Below are 9,235 nucleotides of genomic sequence, written 5' to 3' on the forward strand. Positions count from 1 at the left end.
ATGCTGTTCAGAATGCAAGGTGAATCATTCCTTTGCCTCGAGCCGCAAAGCCATCCGGTAAACGCCCACAACATGGACGGGCAGCCGGGGCTGCGAGTTTTAGGCGCGGGAGAGAAGCTGAATTTTTCGCTGAAAATCATCATCGAGGGGGCATAAATAACGAGCTATCAGCAGACAAGAGCATCTTGCGCCCGCCGGGGTTTATCGCCAGACTATCGCCACCATTCGGGAGGAAATCATGGTCTTGCACTCCACGCGCTGGCTGGCGCTCAGTTATTTCACCTACTTTTTTAGCTACGGTATTTTTCTGCCCTTCTGGAGCGTCTGGCTGGCCGGAAACAGGCTGACTCCGGAAACCATCGGCATTTTGCTTGGCGCCGGTCTGGTGGCCCGTTTTCTCGGCAGTCTGCTGATTGCCCCGCGGGTGAGCGATCCCTCCCGGCTGATCGCCGCGCTGCGCGTGCTGGCGCTGTTAACCTTGCTCTTCGCGCTGGCCTTCTGGGCCGGCAGCCACGTAGCATGGCTGCTGGCGATCATCATCGGCTTCAACCTGTTCTTTTCGCCGCTGGTGCCGCTGACGGATGCTCTGGCCAATACCTGGCAAAAGCAGATCACCATGGACTATGGCCGGGTGCGGCTGTGGGGCTCTATTGCCTTTGTGATTGGTTCAGCGCTGACCGGCAAGCTGGTGAGCCTGTTCGATTACCGGGCGATCCTGCTGATGCTAAGCCTGGGGATCGCCTCGATGCTGCTCGGCATGCTGCTTAAGCCGTCGGTGATGCCCCAGGGGGAGTCGCGCCAGCAGCAGGGGGCCGGAATGGCGGCCTGGCTGACGCTGGTGCGCCAAAGCTGGCGCTTTCTCGCCTGCGTTTGTCTGCTGCAGGGAGCGCATGCCGCCTACTATGGCTTTAGCGCCATCTACTGGCAGCAGGCCGGCTATTCCGCCTCGGCGGTCGGTTATCTATGGTCGTTAGGCGTGGTGGCGGAAGTGGTGATCTTCGCGTTGAGTAAAAAGGTGTTCCGCCGCTTCAGCGCCCGCGACCTGCTCTTGCTCTCCGCCGTCTGCGGGCTGATTCGCTGGGGACTGATGGGCTGGACCACGGCGCTGCCGGGACTCATCCTTGCGCAGATCCTTCACTGTGGCACCTTCACGGTGTGTCATCTGGCGGCGATGCGCTATATCGCCGCCCGTCAGGGTAGCGAAGTGATCCGTCTGCAGGCCGTCTACTCCGCGGTGGCGATGGGCGGCAGTATTGCCATCATGACCGTCTTCGCCGGTTTCCTCTATCAGCACCTGCACCAGGGCGTATTCTGGGTGATGGCCCTGCTGACGCTCCCGGCGATGGCTATACGGCCAAAAGCGGTGGCGGCCTAGTCCTCGAGCATGGCGCAGATATGCTGCTGCTGGCGTTCAGTGAAGTAGTTCTCCGCGTGGATCAGCGGCGGCGAAAACAGCGGCAGCGCCGTCGCATAGGGGGTGACGATAAGCGTCACCCCTTTGGGCGCACCTTCCTTCTGAAAGCGCTCTACGCTCTGGTATTTGATATTCAGCGGCAGCAGCGTTAGTTCGCGCAGCTGTTGTTCCAGGGCCTCTTCAATAGCTGGGTTGTCATCGGTTAGCAACAGCACCTGTTTCTCGTGCAGGTCGCTTTTCTGCATCAGCCAGGCGCCAAAGATCACCGCGATTAAACCGGTCTCTTCCTCATTAAAACGGATGTGCCAGGCCTCCTCGAATTCGCTCAATGCCGCCTGGGTGGTACGCAGTAAGCGAGGGTAGAGCCGGGTCACTTCCTCTGTGAGCGTGCTGTCGATGCCGATAGCAAACACGCTGCGGATCAACGCCTGCGACAAATGAATATAGAGTTGATCGCTGAGCCCCTGCTCATCACTGAACGCTCTGCCAGCGAGGATCTGAAAGCGGTGGATCAGGCCGGAGATAGCCAGCCGCAGGCGGCGATCGTGCGGGTGACCGTCGCGGACCGGGTCGGGGGTTTTGAGCAACATAAACAGCAGCGAGAGGAAAAAAGGTTCTCCGACATGGGGCGGAGCGCCGACCCGACGCTGCCAGTGGCGGACAATCTCCTGCGCCAGGGTGAACTCGGCGGCGGTTTGAGCCCAGCGTTGCTGTTCCTCATTGAAGTCCGGAGAGTATCCCCGGTGATGTTCGAGCAGACAGTACTGCAGGTACAAGCGCAGAAACTGCACGTCGCGGCAGTCAAACTGGCGATTGAGCGCCCGCGCGCAGCGGTTCACCAGCGCCTGCAGATTGGTATCATCGTATAAGGTGCGGGCAATGCCTTCCTGTTTAAGCTGCGTTTTCAGCGCCGGGGTAAAATGATGATTAACGAACTGTGGGCAGAGGCGCAGCCCCCGCCGCAGCGCATGCAGCAGACATAAACGTTGGTCGAGCGCGGCGCCTTCAATCCGATAGCTGCCGTCCACCTGTGACTGGAGGGTCAAACGGTGGTAACGCTGAATTTCGCGTCCGGTCTCCTCAATATCCTGCCGGGCCGTGGTCTCATCAACGAGGTTGATCCTGCCAAGCCGTTCAGTCGTCACCGACTGTCCGGGCAGATAAAACATCAGGAGCACCTGGCTACGGCGCTGTGGACTGGAAAGCGCAGATGGTGGTTCAATGACGGTCATCATCTGGTAAGTTCCAGTTAGGGTTTCCGCTAAGGATAGACAATGACCGCGGCGTGGGCAGGGAAGAGCGTCCGCTTTTACTCAGGATTGCTGGCGAAGTTCACAGAATTTTTCACGTGAGGAACAGATGAACAGAGTGAAACAATGCACAAGCGCGGCGTTTTTCATGGTTTTATCATGGTCGGCCGCTGCGCATCCGCATAGCTTCATCAGCCTGCAAAGCGAGCCGGTGATCAAGGATGGTCTGCTGAGCGCCTTTAAAATGCGCTGGACGATGGATGAAATTACCTCATCGGATCTGCTCTATGATGCCGGAAACGCCAAACCGGGCAGCGAAGTCTGGAAAAAGCTGGCGGCGGAGGTGATGGCCAACGTGCTCGGTCAGCACTATTTCAGCGAGCTGTGGCATAACGGTCAGCGGGTTAAATTTGACAATCGTCCCGACGGTTACGGCCTCGAACGTGACGGACTGCAGGCGGTACTCACCTTTACTCTGCCGCTGGCGACGCCGCAACCCATTGCCGGGCAGACGTTTACCTTTTCCACCTTCGACCCGACCTACTACGTCGATATGTTTTATGACAAGGATAGCGATTTTTCCCTGCCCGCAGGGCTGCGGGCCGCCTGTAAGGCAACGGTGATGACGCCAAAACCGAACGACAAAATGCTCTCATACGCCCAGTCGCTGGATAAAGCGGATGCGCCGCCGGAGGATATGGCGCTGGGCAGCTATTTTGCCCAGAAGGTGACCCTGACATGTCAGTAATTTTTACTCCGCGCGCGCGATTTTCGCGCTGGAAAGCGCTGTGGCCGCTGGCGCTGTTGCTGGCGGTGAGCATCATCGGCGGCATTTGGCTGTGGCGGGCGTGGCCGCAGGTGCTGATGCAGAGCGCAGTCTGGCAGCGTTCGCTCAACCTGGAACTCAGCCGCCTGCTGCAGGCGGTGGCGGAGAACCCGGCGGCGGCAGGGCTGTCGCTGCTGGGGTTTAGCTTCGTTTACGGGGTGCTCCATGCCTTAGGGCCCGGACACGGTAAAATTGTCATTACGACCTGGCTTGCCACCCATCCCGCGAAGCTGAAATCAAGCATTGGCCTGACGCTGGCCGCTTCTTTACTGCAGGGGCTGGTGGCCATCGCGCTGGTGGTCGTGGTGCTGGCGCTGCTGCAGCTGCCGGCGCGCCAGCTGCACCTCAGCAGTTTCTGGCTGGAGAAGGGGAGCTATTTGCTGGTGGGCGCGTTAGGGCTGCTGCTGTGCTGGCGGGCGTTAAAAAAGCTGCGTCTGCTGCTGCGCCGGCCAACGTTTACCGCTTTTACCCCGCATCATGTTCATAACGAACACTGCGGCTGCGGGCATCAGCATCTCCCGGCCCCGGAGCAGCTGCAGGCTGGCGACGACTGGCGGGCTCGCGCCGCGATCGTCCTGTCGATGGGTATGCGTCCCTGCTCGGGGGCGATCATGGTTCTGCTGTTCAGCAAGGTAATCGGCGTTTTTGGCTGGGGGATGGCGGCGGCGCTGGCGATGGCGGCGGGAACCTCGTTGACTATCACGGCGCTGGCGCTGTTGGTGCATGGGTTCCGCCAACTGGCGATCCGCCTCAGTCGCCATCAGGCGCCAGCGTTATGGAAGCAGGTTAGTTGGGCGACGCTGGCGCTGGCCGGCGGCGTCATATTGCTGGCGGCGGCAGGGGTGATGTGGCTCAGCGCCGTCCCTGCCGGCGGTGGGATCCGTCCGTTTTAGACAGACGCCGGGCGCAAATCCTAAAGTGGGCGCCAGCGCTTGCCGCTGGCGAAGCGATGCTCTAGTTTTCCGCTTTTCGGCGGATGACAAGGAGTCGCTATGGCCGCAAATATCGTTTCTCCCGCGCAGAGCGGGCGGTTCTATTATGGCTGCGCCGGCGCCGCCGGGCTGCTGGCGGGCCTGGCGATCGTATTCTGGTTTCCAGCCCTGGCCAGCTGGTGGCCGTCAGATCTGGTGCGTGTCTACCACGCCATGCCGTATGTTATGCGATTCGGGGTGGCGAGTGTCGCGGATATTCCGCTGGTGGCCTACGCCACCCTAACGCTGTCGGGCTTCGTGCTGGCCTTTTGTCATCCCGGTCACAGTAAACTGCCCATTGTTGCCTGGGCTGTGCATAACCAGCCCTCGCCGCGGGAGATGGTCGACTGGATCCTGCGCAGCTGGGTGTTGCAGTTCGGTTTTCTGGTGATCATTTTCTGGCGTTTCGCGTTTATGGGTAAGCTAAGCAGCGACAGGCTAATGCAGATCGTGGGCATCTTTAACGACGTATGCTATCTGGCCACGCTGGTGCTGGCTGGAATACTGCTGCGCGACGGCTGGCGCGACTTTCAGGGCGTTGCCGCACCGGCAGGCAATATTCGCATTCCGCTGATCTTTGCCCTGAGCTTTTATCTGCCGTTTCAGCTGGTATGGATTTTACTCAGTGCGCAGCAGTATGAGCTGCCGCTGTGGGGATGGCTGCTGCTGGTTCCGGCGATGGTCGGCGTGCTGTTAGCCCGCCTGGCGACGGTAGGGATAGCGCTGTGTTTCCGGCGCTGGCTGGGGACGCAGGGCTGTCTGCGCTGGCGCGGACCGCTGGCCTTATTTAGCGGCCTGACGGTGCTCTGTATTGGCGGCAATGCGGTGATTCGCCAGATCCTCAACATGATAAAATGACATAAAAAAAGGAAGCCGCGGCTTCCTTTTTGACATCAGTAAGAGATTAACGCTTCAGCGCGTCGCTCAGCTGCTCGCGCATGTTCGCCAGCATCGCTTTCACCACGCGCGGGTTACCGGCAACGATGTTGCCCGTCAGCATATAGTTATGACCGCCGGTGAAGTCGCAGACAATCGCGCCAGCTTCACGGGCGATCAGCTCGCCTGCGGCGAAATCCCATGGTTTCAGGGCGATCTCAAAGTAACCGTCAACGCGGCCGGCGGCCACATAGGCCAGATCCAGCGCGGCAGAGCCGGTGCGACGGAAGTCGGCACATTCGGTAAACATGTTGCCGAGAATATTCATGTAGGTGGTGGCGTGCTGCTTCGCTTTGAACGGGAAGCCGGTCGCGATAATGGTGCCGTCGAGGTCGCGAGCGTTGCTGCCGCGCAGACGGTAGCCGTTCAGCTGCGCGCCCTGGCCGCGGGTCGCGGTAAACAGTTCGTTACGCATCGGATCGTAGACCACCGCGACTTCAGTACGCCCTTTGATGCGTACGGCGATGGAAACAGAGAAGTGCGGCAGACGTTTAACGAAGTTGGTGGTGCCATCCAGTGGATCGATAACCCATTGAACATCCTGCTCTTCGCCAGCGTGTTCACCGCTTTCTTCGGTGATAATGGTGTGCTGCGGGTAAGATTTGCGAATGGTTTCGATAATAATCGCTTCGGCGGCTTTATCGACGTTGGTCACAAAATCATTGCTGCCTTTCTGGCTGGTTTCTACGGTGTCTGGCGTTTCGTAGTGTTTGGCAATTAAATTACCCGCCTTGCGCGCGGCGCGCACGGCGATGTTCAGCATCGGATGCATCGGTCTCTCTCACTGGATGTTAAAGAACGGGAAAAAACGGCGCATATAATAGCAGCCAAATCTGCTTATGTCTCCGTTTTATGGTAGCATGCACGAATAATCTTTAGCCGAAGAACCATAATGCTGCAAAATATTCGAATCGTACTGGTAGAAACCTCCCATACCGGCAACATGGGCTCCGTAGCCCGCGCGATGAAAACCATGGGCTTAACTAACCTGTGGCTGGTCAATCCGCTGGTCAAACCCGATTCGCAGGCGATAGCCCTGGCCGCGGGCGCCAGCGACGTGATCGGCAACGCGCAGATTGTCGATACCCTTGATGAAGCGCTGGCAGGCTGTAGCCTGGTGGTTGGCACCAGCGCGCGCTCCCGCACGCTGCCGTGGCCGATGCTCGACCCGCGCGAATGCGGTCTGAAAAGCGTCGCCGAAGGTCAGCATGCGCCGGTGGCGCTGGTCTTTGGCCGCGAGCGCGTTGGTCTGACCAACGATGAACTGCAGAAGTGCCACTATCACGTGGCGATCGCCGCCAACCCGGAGTACAGCTCGCTGAACCTGGCGATGGCGGTGCAGGTTATCGCCTATGAAGTGCGGATGGCCTGGCTGACGGCGCAGGAGCAAGCGCAGCCGGCGGTTGAGCATGAAGAGGCGCCGTACCCGCTGGTGGACGATCTGGAGCGATTCTACGACCATCTTGAGCAGACGCTGCTGGCGACGGGCTTTATCCGCCCGAATCATCCGGGGCAGGTGATGAACAAGCTGCGTCGTCTGTTCACCCGCGCGCGTCCGGAAAGCCAGGAGTTGAACATCCTGCGCGGCATGCTGGCGTCTATTGAGCAGCAGAATAAAGGTAAGTAACCGCGTTAACGCCGGATGGCGCTTCGCTTATCCGGGCTACGAATCGGGCTCGCCTGGCGGGATGAAGGTATCAGGCTATGCGGAAGTAAAACGGCACGGAAAGCCAAATACCTGACTAAAACAGTCAAGTAAATAGTTGACCAAATTACTCGGGAATGTCAGACTTGGCCCTGCTATGCAATACCCATATTAATAAAAAGCCCGGCCAGGGGCGAGTTTGAGGTTAAGTAAGACATGAGACTGACATCTAAAGGGCGTTATGCCGTGACCGCGATGCTTGACGTTGCGCTCAACTCTGAAACGGGCCCGGTGCCGTTGGCAGATATTTCAGAGCGTCAGGGAATTTCGCTTTCCTATCTGGAACAGCTGTTCTCTCGCCTGCGTAAAAATGGCCTGGTTTCCAGCGTTCGCGGCCCAGGTGGTGGTTATCTGTTAGGTAAAGATGCCGGCAGTATCGCCGTCGGCGAAGTCATTAGCGCCGTGGACGAATCCGTTGACGCCACCCGTTGCCAGGGCAAGGGCGGCTGTCAGGGCGGCGATAAATGCCTGACTCACGCGCTGTGGCGCGACCTGAGCGAGCGCCTGACCGGCTTCCTGAACAATATCACCCTCGGGGAACTGGTGAATAACCAGGAGATCCTCGATGTTTCCGGTCGTCAGCATCAGCACGAAACCCAGCGCAATGCGCGCACCCAGGACGCGATTGACGTTAAACTGCGCGCCTGAGTGACCCGTCCCGTTTCGGGCTGCGGCTGACAGGGCAAGGCGGCGCGAAACGGCGGGACAACGATTATAAAGAGCTTTCAGAATCAGGCCGGGATGCTCCGACATTCCGTGTACTCGGTCGTACATCAAGCCGGTTGCCTGATTCCTTGCATTGAGTGATGTACGGAGTTTAAGAGCAATGAAATTACCGATTTACCTCGATTACTCCGCAACCACGCCGGTGGACCCGCGTGTTGCCGAGAAAATGATGCAGTTCCTGACCATGGACGGGACCTTTGGTAACCCGGCCTCCCGTTCCCACCGTTTTGGCTGGCAGGCTGAAGAGGCGGTTGATATCGCCCGCAATCAGATTGCCGAGCTGGTCGGCGCCGACCCGCGCGAAATCGTCTTTACCTCTGGTGCGACTGAATCCGACAACCTGGCGATCAAGGGTGCAGCCAACTTTTATCAGAAAAAAGGCAAGCACATCATCACCAGCAAAACCGAGCATAAAGCGGTTCTGGATACCTGCCGTCAGCTGGAGCGCGAAGGCTTCGAAGTGACCTACCTGGCGCCGCAGAGCAACGGGATTATCGATCTGAAAGAGCTGGAAGCAGCGATGCGTGACGACACCATCCTGGTTTCCATCATGCATGTGAATAACGAAATCGGCGTGGTGCAGGATATCGCTACCATCGGCGAGATGTGTCGCGCCCGCGGTATCATTTACCACGTAGACGCCACCCAGAGCGTGGGCAAGCTGCCTATCGATCTGAGCCAGCTGAAAGTTGACCTGATGTCCTTCTCCGGTCACAAAATCTACGGTCCGAAAGGCATCGGCGCGCTGTACGTGCGCCGTAAGCCGCGTATTCGTATCGAAGCGCAAATCCACGGCGGCGGCCACGAGCGCGGTATGCGTTCCGGTACTCTGCCTGTTCACCAGATCGTCGGCATGGGTGAAGCTTACCGTATCGCCAAAGAAGAGATGGAAAGCGAGATGGCGCGTCTGCGCACGCTGCGCAACCGTCTGTGGAACGGCGTGAAGGATATGGAAGAAGTGTACCTCAACGGCGACCTCGAGCAGGGCGCGCCGAACATTCTTAACGTCAGCTTCAACTATGTTGAAGGCGAGTCGCTGATTATGGCGCTGAAAGACCTGGCGGTTTCCTCCGGTTCAGCCTGTACTTCCGCGAGCCTTGAGCCATCCTACGTGCTGCGCGCGTTAGGCATGACTGATGAACTGGCGCACAGTTCTATTCGTTTCTCTTTAGGTCGTTTCACTACCGAAGAAGAGATTGACTATGCCATCGATCTGATTCGCAAATCCATTGGCCGTCTGCGCGAGCTTTCTCCGCTGTGGGAAATGTTCAAACAGGGCGTGGATCTGAACAGCATTGAATGGTCACATCACTAATTCGGCACCAATAAGGAGAATTCATCATGGCTTACAGCGAAAAAGTTATCGATCATTACGAGAATCCGCGCAACGTCGGCTCTTTTGACAAC

10 protein-coding genes and 1 pseudogene are annotated in these 9,235 nt (G+C 58.4%); 9 read left to right on the forward strand and 2 right to left on the reverse strand.

What is annotated here, in order from left to right:
* Both KHQ28_RS24930 and KHQ28_RS24935 read left to right on the forward strand, forming a co-directional pair.
* Positions 1 to 156, forward strand: a pseudogene (locus KHQ28_RS24930) (aldose 1-epimerase); the annotation flags it as partial.
* Positions 157 to 238: 82 nt separating this feature from the next.
* The gene (locus KHQ28_RS24935) at positions 239 to 1,375 is read left to right on the forward strand and encodes a 3-phenylpropionate MFS transporter (RefSeq protein ID WP_032418495.1); all 1,137 of its coding nucleotides are present in this window, start codon (positions 239 to 241) and stop codon (positions 1,373 to 1,375) included.
* Here KHQ28_RS24935 and csiE read toward each other — a convergent pair.
* Positions 1,372 to 2,649: a stationary phase inducible protein CsiE gene (gene csiE / locus KHQ28_RS24940; protein ID WP_002914002.1), complete on the reverse strand. Its 1,278-nt coding sequence runs from the start codon at positions 2,647 to 2,649 to the stop codon at positions 1,372 to 1,374. The genes KHQ28_RS24935 and csiE overlap by 4 nt on opposite strands.
* A 124-nt stretch (positions 2,650 to 2,773) precedes the next feature.
* Between csiE and KHQ28_RS24945 the strand changes: the two genes are divergently transcribed.
* The 3 genes from KHQ28_RS24945 to KHQ28_RS24955 all read left to right on the forward strand — a co-directional run bounded on the left by KHQ28_RS24945 (position 2,774) and on the right by KHQ28_RS24955 (position 5,319).
* The gene (locus tag KHQ28_RS24945) at positions 2,774 to 3,412 is read left to right on the forward strand and encodes a DUF1007 family protein (RefSeq protein WP_004144326.1); all 639 of its coding nucleotides are present in this window, start codon (positions 2,774 to 2,776) and stop codon (positions 3,410 to 3,412) included.
* Positions 3,403 to 4,383 carry a nickel/cobalt transporter gene (locus KHQ28_RS24950; protein WP_004180908.1) on the forward strand — a complete coding sequence of 327 codons (981 nt, stop codon included), beginning with the start codon at positions 3,403 to 3,405 and terminating at the stop codon, positions 4,381 to 4,383. The genes KHQ28_RS24945 and KHQ28_RS24950 overlap by 10 nt, the downstream gene beginning before the upstream one ends.
* Before the next feature lie 99 nt (positions 4,384 to 4,482).
* Positions 4,483 to 5,319, forward strand: coding sequence for a hypothetical protein (locus KHQ28_RS24955; RefSeq protein ID WP_004174831.1), 837 nt, complete (start codon positions 4,483 to 4,485; stop codon positions 5,317 to 5,319).
* Positions 5,320 to 5,365: 46 nt separating this feature from the next.
* On the opposite strand, the gene suhB is transcribed toward KHQ28_RS24955, so the two are convergent.
* A complete protein-coding gene (gene suhB, locus KHQ28_RS24960; RefSeq protein WP_002913995.1) occupies positions 5,366 to 6,169 on the reverse strand; it encodes an inositol-1-monophosphatase in 804 nt (267 codons plus the stop codon).
* 120 nt (positions 6,170 to 6,289) lie between these two features.
* On the opposite strand from suhB, the gene trmJ reads away from it, so the two are divergent.
* The 4 genes from trmJ to KHQ28_RS24980 form a co-directional block, all read left to right on the forward strand.
* Positions 6,290 to 7,024, forward strand: coding sequence for a tRNA (cytosine(32)/uridine(32)-2'-O)-methyltransferase TrmJ (gene trmJ, locus KHQ28_RS24965; RefSeq protein ID WP_032418497.1), 735 nt, complete (start codon positions 6,290 to 6,292; stop codon positions 7,022 to 7,024).
* Between the two features lie 234 nt (positions 7,025 to 7,258).
* On the forward strand, positions 7,259 to 7,750 hold the full coding sequence (iscR, locus tag KHQ28_RS24970) for a Fe-S cluster assembly transcriptional regulator IscR (RefSeq protein ID WP_002913993.1): 492 nt from the start codon (positions 7,259 to 7,261) through the stop codon (positions 7,748 to 7,750).
* Between the two features lie 178 nt (positions 7,751 to 7,928).
* Positions 7,929 to 9,143 (forward strand): cysteine desulfurase, encoded by a 1,215-nt coding sequence (iscS, locus tag KHQ28_RS24975; protein ID WP_002913992.1) that lies wholly within the window; start codon positions 7,929 to 7,931, stop codon positions 9,141 to 9,143.
* Positions 9,144 to 9,169: 26 nt separating this feature from the next.
* The coding region (locus tag KHQ28_RS24980) for an iron-sulfur cluster assembly scaffold protein (RefSeq protein ID WP_211777718.1) at positions 9,170 to 9,235 on the forward strand (66 nt) is incomplete at its 3' end.

It is taken from the genome of Klebsiella sp. 28, assembly GCF_018223905.1.
Lineage (GTDB): Bacteria > Pseudomonadota > Gammaproteobacteria > Enterobacterales > Enterobacteriaceae > Klebsiella > Klebsiella pneumoniae.

What these genes read in the sequence shown, in the direction of transcription:
- KHQ28_RS24935 (WP_032418495.1), top strand. Translation starts at nt 239, where the DNA reads ATGGTCTTGCACTCCACGCGCTGGCTGGCGCTCAGTTATTTCACCTAC.
- csiE (WP_002914002.1), bottom strand. Translation starts at nt 2,649, where the DNA reads ATGATGACCGTCATTGAACCACCATCTGCGCTTTCCAGTCCACAGCGC.
- KHQ28_RS24945 (WP_004144326.1), top strand. Translation starts at nt 2,774, where the DNA reads ATGAACAGAGTGAAACAATGCACAAGCGCGGCGTTTTTCATGGTTTTA.
- KHQ28_RS24950 (WP_004180908.1), top strand. Translation starts at nt 3,403, where the DNA reads ATGTCAGTAATTTTTACTCCGCGCGCGCGATTTTCGCGCTGGAAAGCG.
- KHQ28_RS24955 (WP_004174831.1), top strand. Translation starts at nt 4,483, where the DNA reads ATGGCCGCAAATATCGTTTCTCCCGCGCAGAGCGGGCGGTTCTATTAT.
- suhB (WP_002913995.1), bottom strand. Translation starts at nt 6,169, where the DNA reads ATGCATCCGATGCTGAACATCGCCGTGCGCGCCGCGCGCAAGGCGGGT.
- trmJ (WP_032418497.1), top strand. Translation starts at nt 6,290, where the DNA reads ATGCTGCAAAATATTCGAATCGTACTGGTAGAAACCTCCCATACCGGC.
- iscR (WP_002913993.1), top strand. Translation starts at nt 7,259, where the DNA reads ATGAGACTGACATCTAAAGGGCGTTATGCCGTGACCGCGATGCTTGAC.
- iscS (WP_002913992.1), top strand. Translation starts at nt 7,929, where the DNA reads ATGAAATTACCGATTTACCTCGATTACTCCGCAACCACGCCGGTGGAC.